A 23,012-nucleotide genomic window follows, 5' to 3' on the forward strand; every position below is an offset into this window, starting at 1 on the left:
CCACAGAAATTTGACGGTAAATCGCTGTTCTGACCGCATAAAGCGGAATTTCTGGCTTAATCAGGTGAACAAATATGCAACAAGTTGCCGCTTCTAATAATGATGTTGCCGCCAATAAACTGTTTGTCGGTGATGTGAGCCCTGAAGTTTCAGGGACTGGTAGTGAATTTGCCAAGATCATGATTGGCGGGTCTGATGCCGGTGCTTCGGACGCCGGTTATCGTGGTTACAGTGACGTAAAGTCTGAATCAGGAAAATCCAGCAAAGCCAGTGAAGCTGTGTCCGGTGACAAGGCTGAGTCAGGATTTGTACTGCAAAAATCACCTGGCAGCGATGGCGCTGAAGCGGGTAATTCGACCCCGGGTAAAAAGCAGCAAGGTGATGAATTGCATGATGAGTGGGTCAGTATTATTCAAAAACTGAATGGTCATTCCGGCGCCGAACCACAAACTCAGGCAGTGGATACGATAAAATCTGAAATTGAGATGGATACGGTAAAGCCCGACGTTGAAACAGATGCGCCTGCTCCTGAATCACCTGACGGTGGCAAGTCGGTTTTGTTGCAAGATATTCCGAATGACACTATTGATGTTGGGAGTTCAGATGATGCTCAAACCAGAATTGATTCGGAAGCGAGTAGCGATGACAATTTTCTGACGGCCGAAACCGAAAATTGGCGACAGCAGCTTAAAGACAAACTGCTTAATGCCGGGCAGCCTCTCGATATGCATCAAATGAAGTCGATGGATAAAACTATCCGTAGCCTGTCAGATGAAGAAATTAAGCAGTTGCTCAACGATGATCTGGCACTAAAGCAAATGATGTCTGACATATTGAAAGTAGAAGAGCCCGACCCCCAGGACGTGGCATTGCTAATGTTATTGGCTGAACAAAATAATGAACCTGGCGGTCAAAATACAGTAAGCCTGGAAGAGTTGGCTGCGCAGTCGGCGCCAACGTCAGGGACGCAGTCGGATGGAGAAGATACTGAGCATGAAGGCCAGGGGCAATCACCTGCGGATTTACTCAACGAGACACTGGTAACAGAAGTGGAAGATGAGGTCAGAACAGACACAGAAACTGCGCCTATCCCTTCGCCTCAACCTGAACCTGAAGTGAGCCTGCAAGGTGGAGAAAATACAGCTTCCAGTACCTTGTCAGATCAGGAAACGATTAAACAGGAGCAGTTGAATTTGACTCAGCTGTTAAATGAATTAGACAAGGCTTCTGAATCTGTTGAAGGTAAAATTGCCGCCATTGATAATCTGACTCGCAGAATCGAGTCTTCTGATGTTGGGCAAACCGAGGCGGGTAAGAAGTTTCTGGATAGTCTGAAAAATGTGACCGCCGAATTTAAAGAGCAGTTAAAAGCAGGGCATGAACCTGGTATTAATATCAGTAAAGTCGTGGCAGAGGCGATGCAGGCTGAAGCTGGCGCCGTGGATGGCATCGCACTGGAAAAGCGTATAGGTAGTGCGTTGCAACAGATGGTAAGTGTGGCTCAGACACAAAGTGGACTGGATACACAAGCCCGGGAAAGCATGCTTACCAGCTTTAACAACAGCGTGGCTACGCGTGAGTCAAATGCGGCTCAGGTAGAGGCACAAAAAACACAGCAGCAAACTTTGCAAAATCAGGCGTTCGACAAAGCGGTAAATATCCAAAAGCCGGAAGCTGCCCAGGAGCTGGCCAATAAAGTTCAGGTGATGATGAACCAGAAGAATATGGTGGCGGATATCCGACTGGATCCACCAGAGCTGGGTCAGATGCAAATTAAAATTAGTATGCAAGGCGATTCTGCCTCCGTGAGTATGGTGGTTCAATCTCAGGCCGCTCGTGAAGTGTTGGAACAAAACCAGCCCCGCTTGAAAGAATTACTGGAACAGCAGGGGATTGAATTAGGCCAGTCTTCGGTGCATGAAGAACAGCAGGGTCAAAAAGGAGAGGGCGATGGACAAAACTTTGCTTCAGGTAAAGGGCAAGAAGCAATGGATGACCTGGAAGCCGAATCTAATAGCGATGTTAGCTCAGTAACCGTCGATAAACCGGAAGGAATTGATTATTTTGCTTAAATCGTGGATAGATTGCGCCAGGATGTTGCGTTACACATAGGGTGTTATCCATAATAAAGCTAATTAACTAGCAGAGAACCAGAAAATGGCTGAACAAGAACTACAAATGGAAGAAAGCGCCCCGAAAAAAGGCAAGATGATGATTATAATCGCCGCCGCTGTCGTAGTGATCATTGGTGCCGCGGCTGCATTTTTTCTGTTGGGGGATAGTAGCGATGAATCTGCCCTGGATGAATTAGAAACCGAAGAAGTTGCACAGCAGCAACAACAGCAGGTGAGTGGTATTGGTAGCACGAATGTTGGCACGGCACTTTATGTTGCCATGCCTCGGCCATTTGTATTCAATGTTACCGGCTCCGGACGCGACCGGTTAGTGCAAATTAAAGTGCAATTAATGGTGCGGGGCACTGATGCCGAGGAAACGGCAAAAATGCATATACCTATGATTGAAGGCACATTATTGCGGGTATTCAGTAGCTCCAATGCGGATGATCTGGTTACCGAAGCCGGAAAGATTGCTATGAAAGAGCAGTCATTGCGCGAAGTACAAAAAGCGATGCAGGAAATTGCCGGTAATCCTGTAATTGAGCAGGTATTATTTACCGGTTTTGTAATGCAGTAAATTACGAGATAGTTATCAGAGGCTGAGACAGTGAGCGATTTATTATCACAAGACGAAATTGATGCCCTGTTGCATGGGGTCGACGAAGTTGAAGAAGAGGATGTAGAAGAATCGGATATGTCCTCCTCTGCGATGGAATATGACTTTTCGTCGCAGGATAGGATCGTTCGGGGTCGGATGCCTACCCTGGAAATGGTGAACGAGCGATTTGCAAGGCACATGCGGGTCAGTCTGTTTAACATGATGCGGCGCTCTGCAGAGGTGTCAATCAACGGTATCCAGATGATTAAATTTGGTGAGTATATTCACACCCTGTTTGTTCCTACCAGCCTGAACATGGTGCGTTTTCGTCCATTAAAAGGCACCGGTCTGATCACCATGGAAGCCCGACTGGTATTTATCCTGGTGGACAATTTCTTTGGTGGCGACGGTCGTTACCACGCTAAGATTGAGGGAAGGGAGTTTACTCCCACAGAACGACGTATTATCCAGATGCTGCTGAAAATAATCTTTGAGGATTACAAAGAAGCGTGGGGTCCGGTGATGGATGTGTCATTCGAGTATCTGGATTCGGAAGTTAACCCGGCAATGGCCAATATTGTCAGTCCCACCGAAGTGGTGGTGATTAGCTCCTTTCACATTGAGTTGGACGGTGGCGGTGGCGACTTCCATGTAGCTTTGCCCTACAGCATGTTAGAACCTATTCGCGAGTTGCTGGATGCCGGTGTTCAAAGTGACAAAGAAGACACCGATTTGCGTTGGAGTAAAGCACTGCGCGATGAAATTTTGGATGTAAACGTCGCTCTGACGACCCATATGTTGGATTTAGAGCTACCGTTGGAAGCCATTGTAAAAATGAAAGTGGGTGATGTGATCCCCATAGATATGCCGGAATACATTACCGTATTGATAGAAGGTCTACCTACCTTCCGCAGTAAATTGGGACGCTCCAGGGAAAATATCGCATTGCAAATTGTAGAGCGTATCCCCAGACCGGTTTCGGTTAAATCGCAGTTACACCTGTTAACTAAAGGTGGGCGCAGAATAGATTCTGACGCCGAACTGCAAACCCTTGAAGATGATTTAGTGTTGTAAAGAGTAAGAGGAAAGCAAGATGAGTGGTGAAGATGATGCAATGGACGATTGGGCTGCGGCAATGGCCGAACAAGCCGAGTCGGAATCTGAGGATTCAATTTCTGGCGATGCCGCTTCTGGTATGTCCGGTGTGCAGGTGGCAGAATTGGATGAATTTTCTGAATCGGGTGGCGTTTCCGGAGAAGAAGAGAAAAAACTAGATACAATTCTGGATATTCCTGTCACTATATCAATGGAAGTCGGCAGAAGCCTGATCAGTATTAGAAATTTATTGCAATTGAACCAGGGCTCAGTGGTGGAGTTAGACCGGGTGGCAGGTGAGCCACTTGATGTACTGGTAAATGGTACGCTGATTGCGCACGGTGAAGTTGTAGTGGTCAATGACAAATTCGGGATCCGATTAACGGATGTTATCAGTCAAATCGAACGTATTAAAAAGCTCAAATAATCCTTATTTTCCGACGTTAGTATGGCTGCTATTCAGTTTTCTGATGGCAGTCTCCCCTTTTTCTTTCGCGCAAGACAGCGCCCCTGGTACCTCACTGTCTGCCTGGTTATCTGTAGGATTTTCATTACTATTGGTGATAGCCGTAATCCTGTTATTGGCTTTTATTATGCGCCGTTTTTCTGGTGTGCAAAGTTCTGGTGGGCAAATCAAAACGGTTGCCAGCATGATGGTAGGCACCCGGGAACGGATAGCCGTTATTCAGGTTGGTGACGAGCAACATCTGGTGGGCGTGACCAGCCACAATATAAATCACCTGGCGAAACTGGAGACCCCAATTTCTGCAATTCGCAAAGAAGAGTCGTTAAAACAAACATTTGCCGGATTTTTACAACAACAAAAAAAGCTTCAGGGCGAAACCAATGATAAAAATACTTAGCCTGTTACTGCTGTTGACGGTAGCAATATTCCCTGAATCAGCATGGGCCAATCCTGGAATTCAGGCGCTGACGGTCACCACCAATCCCGATGGTACGCAGGATTACACCATGACCCTGCAGGTACTGGGAATTATGACGGCGCTGTCATTGCTGCCAGCGTTTTTAATCATGATGACAAGTTTTACCCGCATTATTGTCGTGATGTCAATTTTGCGCCAGGCGATCGGTCTGCAACAGTCACCTTCCAATCAGATACTGATTGGCCTGACGTTGTTCCTGACGATGTTCATTATGGCTCCGGTATTTGAAGAGATGAATGACAAAGCCTTGCAGCCCTATTTGAAGGAGGAAATGACCGCCAGAGTAGCTATTGATGAAGCCATAATTCCCATTCGTGCTTTTATGTTGTCTCAGACCCGTATCAAAGACCTGCAAACTTTCGTGCAAATGGCGAATATTGAAGACTCAGTGAGCTCCCCGGAAGAAGTCCCCATGACAGTGTTAATCCCGGCGTTTATCACCAGTGAGTTGAAAACTGCTTTCCAGATAGGGTTTATGCTGTTTATTCCTTTTCTCATCCTGGATCTGGTGGTGGCGTCAATCCTCATGGCAATGGGTATGATGATGTTGTCCCCCATGATAGTGTCGTTACCCTTTAAACTGATGCTGTTTGTCTTAGTGGATGGTTGGAATCTGGTGTTTGGCACCCTGGTCAACAGTTACGGTATGGGGTAAGGCGCTATGAGTCCTGAGGTCTTTGTTGATATTCTGAATGACGCTCTGTTTATGGTGATCCTGCTGGTGTCCGCCATTATTGTACCCAGTATGATTGTGGGTTTATGTGTGGCGGTATTTCAGGCGGCCACCTCCATCAATGAACAAACCATTAACTTTCTGCCGCGACTGTTGGTGACTTTACTGGCGCTGAGTTGGGGCGGCCATTGGCTGGTGAACAAACTCATGGACTTTACCTTTGAGATTGTCGCCCGCATTCCGGAAGTCGTCGGCTAGCGTCATGAATTTCAGCGAAGCCGAAATCATCCAGGCCATTGCTGATTATGCGTTACCCTTTATGCGCATCAGTGGCATGTTGGGAGCAATGGTTGCGCTCAGTGCTAAAACAGTTCCAACCCCCATTCGGGTCTTGCTGGCCGTGACTCTGGCCATAATGGTCATGCCTTTGGTGCCACCTGTCCCCATGAAAGATCCGGTTTCTGTTGAAACTTTTGTTATGGGCATTCAACAGGTTATTATTGGCTTGTCTATTGGTTTTATTTCAACCCTGGTACTGGAAACCTTCGTGATTGCCGGGCAGGTTGTGGCCATGCAAACGGGACTGGGCTTCGCTTCCATTGTTGACCCGGTCAACGGCATCAACGTTCCTGCGGTCGGTCAGTTTTATCTGATCTTAGCTACATTGCTGTTTTTAGCCTTTGATGGCCATTTGAATATGATTCAGATGCTGGTAATGAGCTTTGAAGCCTTTCCGATTGGCGAAGCCTGGTGGAGTGCAGATCAATTCAAAGCCATGGTCAACTGGAGCGCCTGGATGTTTATTGCGGCGCTGACCCTGTCTTTAGCCCCTATTGTATCCTTACTAATCATAAACCTCGCCTTTGGCGTAATGACCAAAGCCGCGCCACAGCTCAATATATTCACTATTGGTTTTTCCTTTGCGCAAATTGGTGGCCTGATCATTATCTGGTTAACCTTAAACAACTTCACCAATCACTTCGGGCAACAATGGAACAGAGCACAACAGCTGATGTGCAATCTGTTGAATGTGTGTCCTGGGTAGGTAGAAGGAGTGTAAGCAATGGCTGATGAAGACAAATCAGAAGAACCCACGGCAAAACGCCTCGAAGACTCCCGTAAAAAAGGTCAGTTGGCTCGCAGCCGCGAGTTATCTACCGTACTGGTGCTGATTTTTAGTGCTGTTACCTTATTTTTTCTGGCTGAAGGCATTGGTCGGGCGTTGCTGGGTATTATGCATCGCTTTTTTGATCTGAGTCACGATGAAGCCTATGACTACACCCATATGCTCAATTCTCTTGATTGGGCACTGGACGTAATCGCGGTACCCATCCTGACCTTTTTGCTGATAGTCAGCGCTGCGGGTGTTTATGGCAGTATTGCTCTGGGTGGGTTCAATTTTACCTGGTATACCGCTTCTTTTCGCGCCTCAAACCTGAGTCCTATCAATGGCTTAAAGCGCATGTTTGGGGTCAATGGGTTGGTCGAGCTACTCAAAGCGATTGCCAAATTTGGCATAGTAGCAGCCGTGACTTATGTGATGCTGGCTTACTATATGGAAGAAGCCTTGCACCTGGATCAGGAATTGTTTCCCAATAGCCTGTTTCACGCCCTGGATTTAATTGGCTGGACCTTTATTATCATTTGTTGTGCCCTGATCCCTATTGCGGCCTTTGACGTGCCGTATCAGAGTTATACCCACAATGAACAAATGAAAATGAGTAAACAGGAAGTCAAAGACGAGCGTAAAAATGCAGAGGGGGATCCGCAGGTTAAAGGTCGCATCCGGCGATTACAGTATCAGGCGGCCGCCAGGCGTATGATGCAGGAAGTGCCCAAAGCGGATGTGGTGGTCACCAACCCGACTCATTATTCTGTGGCACTTAAATATGATCAGGAAGGCAACAGAGCGCCTTATGTCGTAGCCAAAGGGGCAGATGAACTGGCGATGCATATTCGTAAAATCGCAGAAGGTAATGGCGTTCCCTTGCTGGCCTCTCCTGCGTTAACCCGGGCCATATATTACACCACGGAAATTGATGAAGAAATTCCCGAAAAGTTGTTTCAGGCTGTCGCGCAGGTGTTGGCCTATGTTTATCAGCTAAAACGGTTTAAATCGGGCCGTGGTCATCGCCCTAAACCATTAGCTAAGGATCTGCCAATTCCACCGGAACTCAGGCACTAATAGCACCATTCTTACCTTCTTAAAGGGGATAGTCTGTCCAAATTACGGTGTTGGCCTGGTTATTGCTGAATATCCGCAGTTGTGTCAAATAATTAACATGCAGATATGTCAGTAGCCACTTATTTCAATCGCATAGACCAAAACAAATTAAAAGAAATTACCTCCGGGCTGGGGACGCCTATGGTGCTTTTAGCCATCATGGGGATGGTCATTTTACCTATGCCGGCATTTCTGCTGGATGTCCTGTTTAGCTTTAACATTGCCTTGTCGCTGATCGTCATCCTGGTGTGTGTGTTTACTCAGCGCCCGGTAGATTTCGGGATTTTCCCGCTGGTACTGTTAATCGCCACAGTATTGCGGCTGGCCCTTAACATTGCGTCAACACGGGTGGTATTACTGGAAGGTCACGAAGGTGGTGATGCCGCCGGTAAGGTGATCCAGGCCTTTGGTGAAGTGGTAATTGGCGGTAACTTTGCAGTGGGTATTGTGGTGTTTGCCATCTTACTGATCATCAACTTTAAAGTGGTTACCGCGGGTGCAGGACGTATATCTGAAGTAAGTGCTCGCTTTACCTTAGATGCTATGCCAGGTAAGCAAATGGCCATTGATGCAGACTTAAATGCAGGTTACATAGATTCTGATGAAGCGCGTAAACGCCGGGAAGAAATCACCGCTGAAGCGGACTTTTACGGGTCGATGGACGGTGCTTCAAAGTTTGTAAAAGGTGACGCCGTCGCCGGTTTGTTTATCATGCTGATCAATATTGTTGGGGGCTTGTTTATCGGCATGATCCAGCATGACCTGGGATTCGGTGATGCAATTGAGATATACACCCTGCTGACTATTGGTGATGGCCTGGTAGCGCAAATTCCGAGCCTGTTACTGTCTGTTGCAACCGCCATAATTGTGACGCGGGAGAATGACACCCAGGAGATGGGCAGCGAGTTAACAAATCAGCTGGCAAATCCACAAGCCATGTATGTTACTGCTGGTATTTTGTTTGTTATGGGTATTGTTCCTGGTATGCCGCATCTGGCGTTTTTAGGCTTCAGTGCCATTATCGGTGGCTATGCTTACTATCAGCAATATCGTGCCAAAAAAGAAGCTGAGCAACCTGCGGTGGTTGAGAAGAAAAAAGATTCAACTCCGCAGCCTTCAGAGATTAAAGAGTTAGGCTGGGATGATGTACAACAGGTGGATACGATTGGTCTGGAAGTGGGCTATCGCTTGATTCCGCTGGTGGATAAAACCCAGGGCGGCGAATTGTTAACGCGTATCAAAGGGGTGCGCAAGAAACTATCGCAGGAGTTAGGCTTCTTAATTCCGCCAGTGCACATCCGTGACAATCTGGATTTGACACCAAACAACTACACCATCTCCATGATGGGGGTAAATGTGGGCGAAGCCGATATTCATCACGATGAAGAGCTGGCCATTAACCCCGGGCAGGTATTTGGCAAATTAAACGGCACAGCCACTAAAGATCCCGCATTCGGGTTGGACGCATTGTGGATCAAGCCTTCTCAGCGGGAACACGCACAAACCCTGGGCTATACGGTCGTTGATGCCGCCACAGTGGTGGCCACTCATCTTAGTCAGCTTCTGACTAACAACGCTTATCAGTTATTGGGCTACGAAGAAGTGCAACAGTTGCTGGATATGTTGGCGAAATCTAATCCTAAACTGGTAGAAGGCCTGGTACCAGATATCTTACCACTCAGCACTGTGGTGAAGGTATTACAAACGCTACTTTACGAAGGTGTGCCAATTCGCGATATGCGCACTATTATTCAGACCTTGTCTGAGTATGGCATTAAGAGTCAAGATCCCGACGTTCTGGTTTCTGCTGTTCGCATCGCACTAAAACGCCTTATTGTTCAGGAAATCAATGGCGGTACCAAAGAAATTCCGGTTATCACGCTTTCTCCGGAGCTGGAGCAGATGTTACATCAGTCGTTGCAGGCAGGCGGACAAGATGGAGCCGGTATAGAACCTGGCCTGGCGGAGAATTTACAAAACTCATTGAATCAGGCGGCGCAACAGCAAGAGATGGCGGGTGAGCCTGCCGTGTTACTGACATCAGGAATGCTACGCCCCGTTCTGTCAAGATTCCTTAAGCATATGGTACAAGGATTGCATGTGGTGTCTTATCAAGAGGTTCCGGACGACAAACAAATAAAAATTGTCAGTGCGATAGGACAATAACCAGGCACCAATACCTGAGGTGATGAAATGAAAATTAGAAGATTTTTTGCGAAAACAATGCACGAGGCCTTAAATGAGGTTAAAGCGGAGCTGGGCGGTGATGCGGTTATCATGTCCAATAAAAAAGTCGCTGACGGTGTTGAAATTGTTGCCGCCTATGATAATGAGCCTGTCAAAAAGCCCGCACCCAAAATGACAGAGTCGCAACAGGCGCCCACTTTGGCGAAACCCTCGGGCAATGGGACGCCTACGTTGAGTGAAATTATTGGCGATTCCGGCGCTGACAGCCTCAAAGAGCTATTGGAAAAACAAGGTGTCGCCGGATTCAGCAGTGAACCTGAAACCAATACCTATTCGAAAGCAAAAACACAACTTGTTGCAGAACCCGCGCGTCCGGCGGTAGCCAGTGCGGCCGCACCAGACAGCATGCAACAGGTTAAAGAAAAACCATCCCAGAATAATTCGACTTCAGTCAGTCTGCAATCAGGTGACAAAGCGATCCAATCTATTCAGGAAGAGTTGAGATCATTGCGCAATGTGTTGCAATTCCAGGTAGGGGGACTTCTAAAACAGGAGCATCGCAGAGGTCATCCGTTGCAATCTTATTTAGTTGACCGCCTGGAGGCCATGGGCATTTGCTCTGAACTGGCTGAAGATGTGGTTTCCTACGCGCCGGAAAGTGCCAATGAAAGAGAAGCCTGGTTGTTTATCCTCAAACTTTTGGCTAATAGACTTAAGACAACCCGTAACGATATTCTGACGCAAAGTGGCGTGATGGCATTTCTTGGTCCCACAGGCACAGGAAAAACCACCACCATTGCTAAACTGGCGGCTCAGTATGCAAAACGTTACGGCGCTGATCAGGTTGCACTGGTAACAATCGACAGTTACAGGATTGCGGCGTATGAGCAGTTAGCCACGTACGGTAAAATTATTGGCTGCACGGTTAAAAAAGCAGCAAACGCACAAGAGTTATCCGACGTTTTATATCAATTTAGGAATAAAAGGTTAGTATTAATTGATACAGCTGGTTTTGGACAGCGAGACACAAGATTAATCAAGCAGTTAGATACTTTAAATGAAGCATCTTGTGCTAATATCAAAATGTACATGGTATTGCAGGCCAACACGCAAAGACACGTCATGGAGCATACTTTGCGTATTTATAATAAATTGCCGGTACAAGGTTGTATCTTTACCAAAATTGATGAATGCTTCTCCTTAGGTGAGGCTATCAGTGTCGCAATTCAGGAAAGATTACCGGTTGCTTATTTGACTGATGGACAAAAGGTGCCAGAAGATATAAAAATAGCAGATGCGAAATATATAATTTCATTGGCAGCAAAGCTTTATAAAAAATATGAATTGCCGCATACTTCAAAACAAAGAACAGTACATTCAGCAGTAGCAGTATGATTGAGGACCAGGCGAGTAGTTTAAGAAAAATGAGCCAAAATAATTTAACAAAAGTCATAGCAATAACCGGTGGTAAAGGCGGTGTAGGGAAAACTAATGTCACCCTGAATACCGCAATTGCAATGGCTAAGCTGGGTAAAAAAGTACTGGTTCTTGATGCTGACCTGGGTCTGGCTAATGTCGATGTTATGCTGGGATTACGGGTAGGCAAGAACATATCCCATGTATTGTCTGGCGAGTGCTCCCTGGAAGATATCCTGATTGAAGGCCCGCACGGCATCTTAATCGCACCTGCCACCTCCGGCACGCAAAACATGGCCGAGTTGTCACCCACCGAGCATGCTGGTCTAATTCGGGCATTTAGTGAGTTAAAAATTCCAATTGATGTACTGCTGGTCGATACGGCCGCAGGTATCTCTGATATGGTGTTGAGTTTTTCCCGTGCCTCGCAAGATATTATGATGGTGGTCTGTAACGAACCCACCTCCCTGACAGATGCATACGCTCTGATGAAAATACTGAACCGCGATCACGGTGTCTTTAAATTTAAGATCGTGGCTAATATGGTCAGAAATGCCAGAGAAGGTCAGGAACTTTACGCTAAACTGTCAAAAGTGACTAACCGATTCCTTGACGTCGCGCTGGAACTGGTGGCTACCGTACCTTATGATGAAAACATCCGGAAGGCAGTGCGCAAGCAAAAAGCCATTGTTGACGTATTTCCCGGATCACCGGCAGCGCTTGCAATCACCCACCTGGCTAAGCAGGCGCTTTCCTGGCCGATCCCGGCGCAACCTGGTGGTCATCTGGAATTTTTTATTGAACAACTGGTCAAACGGCAGGCAGCGAGTAATCAGGCGTGAACAGCAAAGCAAACGCTTACAAACAACATGATGACAAAAGGTTACTTGTCGAAAAACATGCACCTTTAGTTAAGCGTATTGCTCATCACCTTATGGCCCGACTTCCCGCCAGTGTTCTGGTCGAAGATTTAATACAAGCCGGTATGATTGGTTTGTTAGAAGCATCGCGAAATTTTGACGGTACCAAAGGGGCCAGTTTTGAAACTTTTGCCGGCATCAGGATCCGTGGCGCAATGCTGGATGAAATTCGCAAAGGCGACTGGACACCCCGCTCGGTACACAAAAACGGTCGTGCTATCGCTGAAGCCATCAGTGAAGTCGAACGCGAAATTGGCGGTGACGCCAAAGATGTTGACGTTGCTGAAAAAATGCAGGTGTCACTGGCGGATTACCATCAGATGTTGTCCGAGGTAAATGCCGGTAAGATAATTGGCATAGAAGATTTAGGTGTTACCGAAGACGTACTGACCACCGATAAGAACAAAGGGGAAAATACTCCCTTTGACGACCTGATGGAAGGTTCCTTCCAAAAGGCACTGGCAAATGCAATCACAACTTTGCCAGAACGTGAGGCAATTGTTTTGTCTCTGTACTATGATGAAGAACTGAATTTAAGAGAAATTGGTGAAGTGCTGGATGTTAGTGAATCCAGAGTGAGCCAAATTCATAGTCAGGCTATGCTTAGATTGAAGTCCAGAATGCAGGCATGGCAAGCTGGATAGCGTATAATAATAAAATTTGATTGAATCCTCACTGGAGGCGGTTTTGGATAAAAACATGAAAATTCTCGTTGTTGATGACTTTTCTACAATGAGACGAATCATCAAAAACTTGTTGAAAGATCTCGGCTTTACCAATGTCCAGGAAGCTGATGATGGCAGCACGGCTTTGCCAATGCTACAACAAGGTGATTTTGATTTTGTAGTCACCGACTGGAATATGCCAGGCATGCAAGGTATCGATTTGTTGAGAGCAATTCGGGCCGATGACAAGCTGAAGCACACACCGGTATTGATGGTTACTGCCGAAGCGAAGAAAGAACAAATTGTTGCTGCTGCCCAGGCCGGTGTAAATGGTTATGTTGTTAAGCCGTTTACCGCTGCTACGCTAAAAGAGAAGCTCGACAAAATTTTTGAGCGTCTTGGTTAGTTCAGGACAGTCCTGAGATAAAACGGAGCTGAAATGACTAATGAGAAAAGCTCTCCCATTTCGCTTGAAGATGCTAAGCAGTTAGTTGCATTTTTAGAGCAAGGGGATGATGAGGCCGCCAGGGCCTTACTTGAAGCCAGCAAAATCCAGGATTCCATGGAGTTATTTGCTGAGGTGGGTAAATTGACCCGCCAACTTCACGATTCATTGAATACCTTTAACATTGATTCGCGAATCGTTGATCTCGCAAACGAAGACATCCCGGATGCACAAACTCGCTTGAATTACGTTATCGAAACGACAGAGCAGGCTGCAAACAGAACCATGGATGCAGTTGAAAGTAGTATGCCGATAGCCGAAAAGATCAATTCAAGCATCAGCCATATTCTGCCTGAGTGGAAAAAACTCATGACCCGCCAGCTGGAACTCGGTGAATTTAAGTCACTTTGCCATGAACTTGACGGTTTTTTGGAACAAGCCAGTAAAGATTCTTCGCAATTGAACGATTTATTAACTGAGGTTCTGATGGCGCAAGGGTATCAGGATCTGACCGGGCAGGTTATTCGGCGCGTAATTCAACTTGTAAAAGAAGTTGAAGACAGTCTCGTTAACATGCTCACTGTGTTTGGTGAACCTGAAACCGAGCTTAAAAAAGTCGTCGGCAAAGTAGAAAAATCGAAGAAGGCAGATGCAAGTGAAGCAGAAGGCCCGATTATTGACGCTGCGGACAGAGATGATGTCGTACAGGGACAAGACGATGTAGATGATCTGCTTTCGAGCCTGGGTTTTTAACGTGGAGTTGATGCATGTCGTTTGATGTTGACGAGGATATACTTCAGGACTTCCTGGTGGAAGCCGGAGAAATTCTGGAACAATTACAAGAGCAACTCGTCGATCTGGAAAATAATCCTGAAGATGCGGATTTGCTTAATGCAATATTCAGAGGCTATCACACCGTAAAAGGTGGAGCGGGTTTCCTGTCGCTAACCGAATTAGTGGATATTTGCCACGGCGCAGAAAACGTTTTTGACACTATGCGCAACGGTCAACGTCGACTGACGCCGGAACTGATGGACGTCATCCTTCAGGCGACCGATGTGGTTGTTGAGATGTTTGAACACGTCAAAGCAAGAGAACCACTCCAGGCGGCTGATCAAACCTTGCTGGATACATTACATAGGTTAAGCCAACCGGAAAGTGCTGATGAAGCCGCTGCACCGGTCCCGGCCCCTGAAGTACCGGCTGTTGACGATACAGACGACGATGATGACGAGTTTTTTGATTTTGACACTGACAGTGTCAGCGCAACTGACGACGGCGGTATTGATGAAATTACCGAAGATGAATTTGAACAACTATTAGACGAATTGCACGGTTCCGGTGGTGCACCAGGTAAAAAAGAAGAGGCCGCGGCTTCAGCGAAGCCAGCTCCGGTTGCGGATAGTGCCGGCGGTGATGAAGACATCACCGATGAAGAGTTTGAAGCGCTGCTTGACCAGTTGCATGGAAAAGGCAAGTTTGCCGGTGAATCCGATTCCGGCAGTGCACAACCAGCGAGCGCACCGGCGCCTGCTAAGGCTCCGGCACCAGCACCTGCAGTCGCTGTAGGTGATGACGACGATATCACCGATGAAGAATTTGAAGCGTTGCTTGATCAATTACACGGATCAGGTAAAGGTCCTGGTGCCGAGGAGGCAGACAGCAAACCTGTGACGCCTGCGCCCGCGCCAAAAGCCGCTCCGGCTCCTAAACCCGCTCCGGTACCTGCGCCTAAAGCAGCGCCTGCTCCCGCTCCAGCCGCTGCTGCGCCCAAAGCTGCTCCGGCGCCTGCGCCCGCTAAAACGGAGCCAGCAGCTAAGAAAGAAGACAAAAAAGCTGCCGCTGCCGCGCCACCTGCAGAAACCACAGTCAGGGTTGATACAAAACGCCTGGATCAGATCATGAATATGGTGGGTGAGTTAGTGTTGGTGCGTAACCGGTTGCTCAGTCTCGGCATTAATCTTAACGATGAAAACATGTCGAAAGCGATCGCGAATCTGGATGTCGTCACCGGCGATCTTCAGGGTGCGGTTATGAAGACCCGAATGCAGCCCATTAAGAAGGTTTTTGGCCGTTTCCCGCGAGTGGTACGTGACTTAGCCCGAAGCCTGAAAAAAGATATCGCACTGGAACTGAAGGGTGAGGAAACCGATTTAGATAAAAACCTGGTTGAAGCTCTGGCGGATCCGTTGGTTCACCTGGTGAGAAACTCAGTCGATCACGGTATTGAAATGCCTGATGACCGTGTCGCTTCAGGTAAACCGGCACGAGGTACTGTGACCCTGGCAGCCTCCCAGGAAGGTGATCATATTTTGCTAACCATCGATGATGATGGTAAGGGAATGGATCCGGAAAAATTAAAAGAAATCGCCATTCGGCGTGGTGTTTTGGATGCCGACGCAGCTGCCAGAATGTCGGATGTTGAAGCGTTCAACCTGATATTTGCCCCAGGTTTCTCCACCAAGACCGAGATATCCGATATCTCCGGACGCGGTGTGGGCATGGATGTGGTTAAAACCAAAATTAACCAGCTGAACGGCTCTGTGAGTATTGATTCCGAGCTGGGTAAAGGAACCCGCCTGGAAATTAAGGTGCCGCTGACGTTGGCTATTCTGCCGACATTGATGATTATTGTCGGTGAGCAGACGTTTGCACTGCCGCTGTCCTCAGTTAATGAAATTATTAACATGGACCTAAGTAAAACCAATACGGTTGATGGACAACTAACCATGATTGTGCGCTCTAAGGCGATCCCGTTGTTTTATTTACGCGAGTGGCTAAGGCGCAAACCAGGTGAATTAGACAGAGCATCTGGGCATGTTGTGGTCGTTCAAATTGGTACCCAACAAGTGGGTTTTGTCGTTGATTCATTGATTGGTCAGGAAGAAGTAGTCATTAAACCTCTGGATGCGTTATTACAAGGCACTCCGGGAATGGCGGGGGCGACAATCACCAGTGATGGTGGTATTGCACTGATTCTGGACATACCCAGCTTGTTAAAACGCTATGCAAAAAAGGCTTTAAAGTAGGTAAAACCAAAACTGCGAAATGACTATCTGTAATGCCATATAAAGTCCTGGTTGTTGATGATTCCACTTTCTTTCGCCGGCGGGTTTCGGAAATATTAAACCAATCCCCTGATTTGGAAGTTGTCGGGGATGCCCGCAATGGGAAAGAAGCCATTGAATCAGTGAAGCGGCTGAATCCCGATGTCGTTACTATGGATATCGAGATGCCGGTTATGGATGGTATCAGTGCGGTTAAAGAGATCATGCGGTCTCAGCCGGTACCCATCATCATGTTTTCGTCTCTGACTTACGAAGGTGCTCAGGCGACACTGGACGCGCTGGAAGCCGGGGCGATGGACTTTTTACCTAAACGGTTTGAAGATATTGCCCGCGACAGAAAAGAAGCGGTGGATCTGTTACAACAGCGGGTCAAGGCATTAGGGCCACGTAAATTACGCATGAGAGCAATGCGTGCGCCAGCATCAAGTCCTTCGGAAAAAAGCGCACCTACGTCATTCTTTTTAAGACAACGCAAAGACAGCACTGAACTGGTAAAAGAGCCCGTTACAAGTTCATCTGTTGGTAGTGCTTACAGGGCGTCAGGTAAGCGCTATAAATTGTTAGCTATTGGCACCTCCACCGGAGGACCAGTGGCCCTGCAAACGATTTTGACAAAGTTTCGCGCCGATTTTCCGCATCCTATATTACTGGTGCAACACATGCCGGGTACCTTTACCTCTGCGTTTGCCGAAAGGTTGAACAACATGTGTGAAATCAAGGTTAAAGAAGCTCAAAATGGTGATGTACTTACACCTGGTGTCGCTTATCTGGCGCCGGGCGGACGACAGATGCTATTGGATGGTACTGCAGCCAGAACCACCATTACCATTACCGATGTACACAATTCTGATCTGGTTACTTACAAACCCAGTGTGGATCTGACGTTTTCTTCTGTTGCCAGGCTGTATGGCGGAGAAGTCCTTGGTATCATTCTCACCGGAATGGGCGCTGACGGAAAAGAAGGTTGTAAAAAACTTAAAGCTCGTGGTGCGACTATTTGGGCGCAAGATGAGCGTTCCAGTGTGGTCTATGGTATGCCGCAAGCGGTTGCCAGTGAAAAGATTGCCGAGAAAAGCATCGCACTAATGGATTTTGCAGAAATGATTCAGAAAGAGATGTAATTCAGTCATAATGCACAATTACTTATCACATTATATTAATTGTCTTTAAAGAGCCCGTATTCGTGATCATTTGGACTGTAGCAAATCAAAAAGGTGGCGTTGGAAAAACCACCACCACAGTGACCCTCGGAGGATTGTTAGCACAACGAGGTGAGCGGGTGATTTTGGTGGATACTGATCCTCATGCCTCGCTGAGTTACTATTTTGGAATTGATTCTGAAGAATTAAGCGCCAGTGTTTACGATGTTTTTCTGGCAGGTAAAAACCTCACCAAAGATCGCGTACTGGATTGCCTTTGTCCTACCAAATTAGACTCGCTGTTTATCTTGCCTGCGACTATGGCATTAGCAACGTTAGACCGAAAGTTAGGTTCGCAAGGCGGTATGGGATTGGTGTTAAAGAAAGCGCTGCACCTGTTAAAAGACGAATTTGATTTTGCGTTGATCGATTGTCCGCCGGTATTGGGGGTGCTAATGGTCAATGCACTGGCCGCCTGTAGCCGTATTCTGGTGCCGGTACAAACCGAGTTTCTGGCACTGAAAGGCCTGGACCGTATGATGCACACGCTGGAGATAATGGAAAAATCTCAAAATACCAAATTTAATCATACAATCGTGCCGACTATGTACGACAAGCGTACTAACGCCGCGCTGGACGCCTATAAAAAACTACGGGCCACTTATGGCACGTCGGTCTGGTCGAGCGTAATACCCGTGGATACCCGGTTCCGGGAGGCCAGTCAGGCACAAACGCCACCTTCGGTATTTTGTCCTAAATCCAGAGGGGTTTTTGCGTATAATAGTCTACTCAGTTACGTTGAATCTATGGAGCCTTCCCGATGAGCGGGTCCTTTGCGAATGAAGATGTGATGGAAGAGTATCTCTCTGCTTTGCTGACAGAGGATCAAGCCCCGTCTGAAGATACTGTACAAAAGCAGGCAGTTGCCCGGTTATTGGAAGGGGTTAAGCCGGAATTGCCAAAGGCGGCACCTTCGGTAGAAAAGCCGCTTCCAGTTATTGAAACAAAAACTGCGCCAGTAATTGTACCAACACCGGCAGAGCCGAAAGTTGAAACGCAACCGGAATTGCAGACTGAGCAAGGTGCCGGCGGCGGCGACACAGAGATCAATGGGCGGGTCATAGCCGGCAGTTTTCAGTCGTTGTTTTTTAATGTTGCAGGATTAACCCTGGCGGTTCCTTTGACGGAATTAGGCGGAATTCACAACCTGGAGAAGCCCGGTCCATTATTCGGAAAGCCTGACTGGTTTATGGGCGTCATGCTTTATCGTGAAGAAAAGTTGAATGTGGTCGATACAGCAAAGTGGGTGATGCCCGAAAAGTGCAATGAAATACTGGAAGATTCGATAAAATATCAATATCTTATCATGTTAGGCGATAGTGGCTGGGGATTAGCCTGTGAAGAGTTGGTTAATACGGTAACATTGCAGTCTGAAGATGTTAAGTGGCGAGACATTGGCGGTAAGCGCCCTTGGCTTGCCGGCATGGTTAAAGAAAAAATGTGTGCTATGCTCGATGTTAAGCAATTGATTAAAATGCTTAATAAAGGGCTTGGTAGTAACGATTAACAGGTTAACACGCTTATACTGGAGCACCTCATATGAGTGATGAAAGAAGTTCAAATACAGCTGAAGATTTAAACGACGAGGTACTGCAATGGGTAACCTATCGTTTAGGAGAAGAAACTTACGGTATTAATGTAATGCAGGTGCAAGAAGTATTGCGTTATACCGAAATTGCCCCTGTACCGGGCGCACCTGATTATGTATTAGGTATAATTAATCTGCGTGGTAATGTCGTCACTGTCATTGATACCCGTGCCAGATTTGGTCTTCCACCGACAGATATCACCGATAACACTCGTATCGTGATCATTGAGTCTGACGAGCAGGTGGTCGGTATTCTGGTGGACAGCGTGGCGGAAGTGGTTTATCTGCGTTCTTCAGAAATCGACAGTGCACCGAATGTAGGCACCGAAGAAAGTGCTAAGTTTATTCAGGGCGTTTCTAATCGCGATGGCGAATTACTCATTTTAGTGGACCTTAATAAATTACTGACCGATGACGAATGGGACGAAATTTCCAAGATGTAATCATCGGGCTGATGTTGATTATCAGTGCTAAGCCGTCTTTGGGACGGCTTTTTTGTGTTGGAGTAAAATGTGGCGTGTTTTAAGAAATACGACATTCGCGGTGTTGTTGATGTTGAATTAACCGAAGAAATAGCTTTTCGGGTGGGACAATCTCTGGCAAAGGTAAAATCAGCGGCGACCGCTGTGATAGGTAGTGATGCCAGGGAATCCAGCCCCAGGCTGAAGCAGGCACTGATAAAGGGGCTGCTACACCAGGGCGTTAAGGTTTATGACATCGGCCAAACCGGTACTGAGGAAGTGTATTTCGCCTGTCAGCATTTAGACACGGATTTGGGAATCGAAGTCACGGCTTCCCACAATCCCATTGAATATAACGGTATTAAATTTGTAGGTAAGAAGGCAAGGCCTTTTTCAGACGATGAGTTTTTACAGGTAAAACAATACACTCAGGACGAGTGCTTTCCACCTGTGGCGGTTAAAGGAACACTGGAACTTTATAATCATTTGCCTGCTTATGTGGCTCACCTGATGAGTTACATTGTGCCGGTCAAAGTGAAGCCATTAAAAATAGTAGTGAATGCCGGCAATGGTGTGGCAGGGCATGTAATAGATGCTCTTGAAGAGGCTTTTGCACTGAATCAGATACCCATCCAGTTTAGTAAACTTTTTCACGAACCTGATGCGACCTTTCCCAATGGTATACCAAACCCTTTGTTGGAAGCTGACCGTTATAAAACCACTGAGGAAGTTCTTGAGCATAAGGCTGATTTTGCAGTTGCCTGGGACGGCGACTTTGATCGCTGTTTTTTGTTTGATGAGCAAGGTGAGTTTATTGATGGCATTTATATTGTCGGGCTATTGGCAAAATCTTTTTTACTGGATAACCCCGGCGGCACCATCGTTCACGATCCCAGAGTATATTGGAATACCCGGGATATCGTCGAAAAGTATCAGGGCAGGTTGGTGAGAAGTCTCACCGGACATGCCTATATCAAAGCTGCGATGCGCAAAAATGATGCCATTTATGGCGGAGAGATGTCTGCCCACCATTATTTTAAATCATTTGGTTATTGCGACAGTGGCATGATCCCCTGGATGTTAGTGGTAAAATTGTTGAGTCAAAGCGGGAAGACGCTGTCTGAGGAAGTGGCCGCAATGAGACAACAGTTTCCTGCGTCGGGTGAAATCAATTTTAAAGTTGCGAATGTCACAGATGAATTAAATAAAGTGATGCTGGCATATCAGAAAAAAGCCAAAAGCTATGATACATTCGATGGCTTAAGCATGACATTTGAAGATTGGCGATTCAATTTAAGAGGCTCTGCAACAGAACCGTTACTCAGACTCAATGTAGAATCACATCGCAATGCGGGATTAGTAAAGCAGAAAGTGTCTGAAATTTCGTCGTTAATAGGAAATTAAAAAAAGAAATGACGTTACCTAAAGAAAAACAAAGCGTAATCCCGGTGATCCTCTCCGGCGGCGCCGGTACCCGATTGTGGCCAATGTCGAGAAAACAATACCCCAAACAGTTTATCGACATAACGGGGGCGGGTAATACCATGTTGCAACTGGCTGCAATGAGAACCCATTCTTTTGGTGATCCAATTATAGTTTGCAGTGAACAACATCGTTTTATCGTAGGCGAACAATTACAGGCCGTGGGCATTACACCACGGGCAATCATATTAGAACCCGTTGCCAGAAATACGGCGGCCGCCATTGCTACTGCGGCTCATGTGGCCAGGGGAATTGATGAAAACGCTATAATAGCGGTATTCCCTGCCGATCATATGATCAATGATGTTAGCGGGTTTACTAAGGCGCTGGAGCAAGGAATCGAAATCTGTCAAGGTGGTTATCTGGTTACCTTTGGCGTCACACCTGATAAACCAGAGACTGGATACGGCTATATTCATACTTCTGACAAGCCGGTTGGCAATGGCTTTGAAGTAAACCGGTTTGTAGAGAAGCCTGACCTGGATACCGCATGCAAATTTTTAGCGGATGGCAATTATCTGTGGAACAGCGGCATGTTTATGTTTTGTGCTGATGTATTGTTAGCCGAACTCAACCAAACCGAAAGTCGCATTGTAGAGAATACTGCTCAGGCGATTGCTGTTGCGAAGCAGGATCTGGACTTTTTAAGACTGGACCCGGAGGCTTTTGCGCAATGTGAAAATATTTCCATAGACTATGCGTTAATGGAAAAATCAGAACGCGTGGTGTCTGTTGCCTTGGATGTGGGCTGGAGCGATATAGGCAGTTGGGAGTCTATCTGGCAACAGGCAGAAAAAAATCAGGACGATAATTTGCTGATTGGAGATGTTATCAGTCAGGATAGCTCGGGCTGTCTGGTGCATTCTCACGAAAAACTAACGGCGATAGTGGGCGTGAATGATCTGTTGATTGTTGATACCGATGATTCCTTATTGATTGTCGATAAAAAAGCGTCGCAGGGTGTTAAACAGGTGGTGGAATTACTGCAACAACAGGGCCGAAAGGAGCGTTTGCATCACCGGATTGTGCACCGACCATGGGGCAGCTATGATGCCATTAAAAACGGTGAACGCTATCAGGTTAAGCAGCTATTGGTGAAACCCGGCGCCTCATTATCCCTGCAACTCCATCATCACCGGGCTGAACATTGGGTGGTGGTTGAAGGTACCGCTCTTGTGGTTTTAGGCGAAGAACAAAAAATTCTTGCGGAGAATGAGTCTATTTATATTCCGGTGGGAGTAAAACATCAACTGAGCAACCCGGGCAAACTGCCACTGAAGGTGATCGAAGTGCAAAGTGGTGCTTACCTGGGTGAAGACGATATTGTTCGCTTTGAGGATATCTACAACAGAGAGTAGTATGGTGATTAAACCATTGATTTGCGCTGATAAAGAGGATTGATAATGGAATTTTGGGTAGCCAACAAAGCGATTGTCATAGCTATCGGTGCTCTGCTATTCAATGTGGTTGTTTGGGGGATTTTTGCTCTCAAACAACGGACTGAAAATGCGCGCATTGCTGCGCTGGAAAGTGAAATTCGCAACCTCAAGCAAAAACAGAAACAACAGGAAGAGTTTCTCAATGAGCTTCGAATGGCGACTCAGGGCATGTCACAAAAACTCACTTCACTGCAACACAAAGAACCGGAAGACATGGTCAGACAATTTGAGTTTAATGAATTGCAGCAAAATGTGCAGGCCTTACAGAGTAAGCTGCAAACATTGGAGACCGAAGACCCTAATTCCCGTCTCTACACCAAAGCCAGTAAATTAGTGGCTTCCGGCGCCTCCATTGAAGAAATTATGCAGGAGTGTGACTTACCTCGCGCCGAGGCCGAGTTGGTGATGAGCCTTCACACAGCAAAATGAGCCAATCCAATATGTAAAGCGGTTTTTTTTATATGATTAAATTAAAGCTAGAAATTCAAATG

At 46.8% G+C, this 23,012-nt stretch carries 23 protein-coding genes; all 23 read left to right on the forward strand.

Annotated features, from left to right (window positions below; all coding sequences use genetic code 11):
* The first annotated feature begins 74 nt into the window (after positions 1-74).
* The 23 genes from AC0J20_RS00985 (at position 75) to AC0J20_RS01095 (ending at position 22,950) form a co-directional block, all read left to right on the forward strand.
* Positions 75-2,072: a flagellar hook-length control protein FliK gene (locus AC0J20_RS00985; protein WP_473020265.1), complete on the forward strand. Its 1,998-nt coding sequence runs from the start codon at positions 75-77 to the stop codon at positions 2,070-2,072.
* Between the two features lie 85 nt (positions 2,073-2,157).
* Positions 2,158-2,694: a flagellar basal body-associated protein FliL gene (gene fliL, locus AC0J20_RS00990; RefSeq protein WP_473020266.1), complete on the forward strand. Its 537-nt coding sequence runs from the start codon at positions 2,158-2,160 to the stop codon at positions 2,692-2,694.
* Positions 2,695-2,724: 30 nt separating this feature from the next.
* Positions 2,725-3,789 carry a flagellar motor switch protein FliM gene (gene fliM / locus AC0J20_RS00995; protein WP_473020267.1) on the forward strand — a complete coding sequence of 355 codons (1,065 nt, stop codon included), beginning with the start codon at positions 2,725-2,727 and terminating at the stop codon, positions 3,787-3,789.
* Positions 3,790-3,808: 19 nt separating this feature from the next.
* A complete protein-coding gene (gene fliN / locus AC0J20_RS01000; protein ID WP_229529436.1) occupies positions 3,809-4,237 on the forward strand; it encodes a flagellar motor switch protein FliN in 429 nt (142 codons plus the stop codon).
* A gap of 43 nt (positions 4,238-4,280) precedes the next feature.
* Positions 4,281-4,673 (forward strand): flagellar biosynthetic protein FliO, encoded by a 393-nt coding sequence (gene fliO / locus AC0J20_RS01005; protein ID WP_473020268.1) that lies wholly within the window; start codon positions 4,281-4,283, stop codon positions 4,671-4,673.
* Positions 4,657-5,409 carry a flagellar type III secretion system pore protein FliP gene (fliP, locus tag AC0J20_RS01010; RefSeq protein WP_473020269.1) on the forward strand — a complete coding sequence of 251 codons (753 nt, stop codon included), beginning with the start codon at positions 4,657-4,659 and terminating at the stop codon, positions 5,407-5,409. The genes fliO and fliP overlap by 17 nt, the downstream gene beginning before the upstream one ends.
* A gap of 6 nt (positions 5,410-5,415) precedes the next feature.
* On the forward strand, positions 5,416-5,685 hold the full coding sequence (gene fliQ / locus AC0J20_RS01015; protein ID WP_229529433.1) for a flagellar biosynthesis protein FliQ: 270 nt from the start codon (positions 5,416-5,418) through the stop codon (positions 5,683-5,685).
* 4 nt (positions 5,686-5,689) lie between these two features.
* The gene (gene fliR / locus AC0J20_RS01020; RefSeq protein WP_473020270.1) at positions 5,690-6,472 is read left to right on the forward strand and encodes a flagellar biosynthetic protein FliR; all 783 of its coding nucleotides are present in this window, start codon (positions 5,690-5,692) and stop codon (positions 6,470-6,472) included.
* A gap of 18 nt (positions 6,473-6,490) precedes the next feature.
* Positions 6,491-7,612 carry a flagellar biosynthesis protein FlhB gene (gene flhB, locus AC0J20_RS01025; protein WP_473020271.1) on the forward strand — a complete coding sequence of 374 codons (1,122 nt, stop codon included), beginning with the start codon at positions 6,491-6,493 and terminating at the stop codon, positions 7,610-7,612.
* A 105-nt stretch (positions 7,613-7,717) separates the two neighbouring features.
* Complete coding sequence (gene flhA, locus AC0J20_RS01030; RefSeq protein ID WP_473020272.1) at positions 7,718-9,817, forward strand: flagellar biosynthesis protein FlhA; 2,100 nt, start codon at positions 7,718-7,720, stop codon at positions 9,815-9,817.
* Between the two features lie 27 nt (positions 9,818-9,844).
* Positions 9,845-11,233 (forward strand): flagellar biosynthesis protein FlhF, encoded by a 1,389-nt coding sequence (gene flhF / locus AC0J20_RS01035; RefSeq protein ID WP_229529429.1) that lies wholly within the window; start codon positions 9,845-9,847, stop codon positions 11,231-11,233.
* The gene (locus AC0J20_RS01040) at positions 11,230-12,096 is read left to right on the forward strand and encodes a MinD/ParA family protein (RefSeq protein ID WP_229529428.1); all 867 of its coding nucleotides are present in this window, start codon (positions 11,230-11,232) and stop codon (positions 12,094-12,096) included. Before flhF ends, AC0J20_RS01040 begins: the two co-directional genes overlap by 4 nt.
* Positions 12,093-12,818 (forward strand): RNA polymerase sigma factor FliA, encoded by a 726-nt coding sequence (locus AC0J20_RS01045; RefSeq protein WP_229529427.1) that lies wholly within the window; start codon positions 12,093-12,095, stop codon positions 12,816-12,818. Before AC0J20_RS01040 ends, AC0J20_RS01045 begins: the two co-directional genes overlap by 4 nt.
* A gap of 43 nt (positions 12,819-12,861) precedes the next feature.
* The gene (gene cheY, locus AC0J20_RS01050; RefSeq protein WP_229529426.1) at positions 12,862-13,245 is read left to right on the forward strand and encodes a chemotaxis response regulator CheY; all 384 of its coding nucleotides are present in this window, start codon (positions 12,862-12,864) and stop codon (positions 13,243-13,245) included.
* Between the two features lie 33 nt (positions 13,246-13,278).
* Positions 13,279-14,037, forward strand: coding sequence for a protein phosphatase CheZ (locus AC0J20_RS01055; protein ID WP_229529425.1), 759 nt, complete (start codon positions 13,279-13,281; stop codon positions 14,035-14,037).
* Between the two features lie 14 nt (positions 14,038-14,051).
* Entirely contained in the window at positions 14,052-16,313 is a 2,262-nt protein-coding gene (locus tag AC0J20_RS01060) for a chemotaxis protein CheA (protein ID WP_473020273.1), read from the forward strand.
* Between the two features lie 32 nt (positions 16,314-16,345).
* Positions 16,346-17,473, forward strand: a complete 1,128-nt coding sequence (locus AC0J20_RS01065) for a protein-glutamate methylesterase/protein-glutamine glutaminase (protein ID WP_229529423.1) — start codon at positions 16,346-16,348, stop codon at positions 17,471-17,473.
* Positions 17,474-17,535: 62 nt separating this feature from the next.
* Positions 17,536-18,315, forward strand: coding sequence for a ParA family protein (locus tag AC0J20_RS01070; protein ID WP_229529422.1), 780 nt, complete (start codon positions 17,536-17,538; stop codon positions 18,313-18,315).
* Positions 18,312-19,058, forward strand: coding sequence for a chemotaxis protein CheW (locus AC0J20_RS01075; RefSeq protein ID WP_473020274.1), 747 nt, complete (start codon positions 18,312-18,314; stop codon positions 19,056-19,058). The genes AC0J20_RS01070 and AC0J20_RS01075 overlap by 4 nt, the downstream gene beginning before the upstream one ends.
* A 32-nt stretch (positions 19,059-19,090) precedes the next feature.
* Positions 19,091-19,582: a chemotaxis protein CheW gene (locus AC0J20_RS01080; protein WP_229529420.1), complete on the forward strand. Its 492-nt coding sequence runs from the start codon at positions 19,091-19,093 to the stop codon at positions 19,580-19,582.
* 69 nt (positions 19,583-19,651) lie between these two features.
* Positions 19,652-21,004, forward strand: a complete 1,353-nt coding sequence (locus tag AC0J20_RS01085; protein WP_473020275.1) for a phosphohexomutase domain-containing protein — start codon at positions 19,652-19,654, stop codon at positions 21,002-21,004.
* An 8-nt stretch (positions 21,005-21,012) separates the two neighbouring features.
* The gene (locus tag AC0J20_RS01090; protein WP_473020276.1) at positions 21,013-22,440 is read left to right on the forward strand and encodes a mannose-1-phosphate guanylyltransferase/mannose-6-phosphate isomerase; all 1,428 of its coding nucleotides are present in this window, start codon (positions 21,013-21,015) and stop codon (positions 22,438-22,440) included.
* Positions 22,441-22,485: 45 nt separating this feature from the next.
* The gene (locus tag AC0J20_RS01095) at positions 22,486-22,950 is read left to right on the forward strand and encodes a DUF2802 domain-containing protein (protein WP_229529417.1); all 465 of its coding nucleotides are present in this window, start codon (positions 22,486-22,488) and stop codon (positions 22,948-22,950) included.
* Positions 22,951-23,012 lie beyond the last annotated feature (62 nt).

This window comes from Planctobacterium sp. R6 (assembly GCF_055755215.1).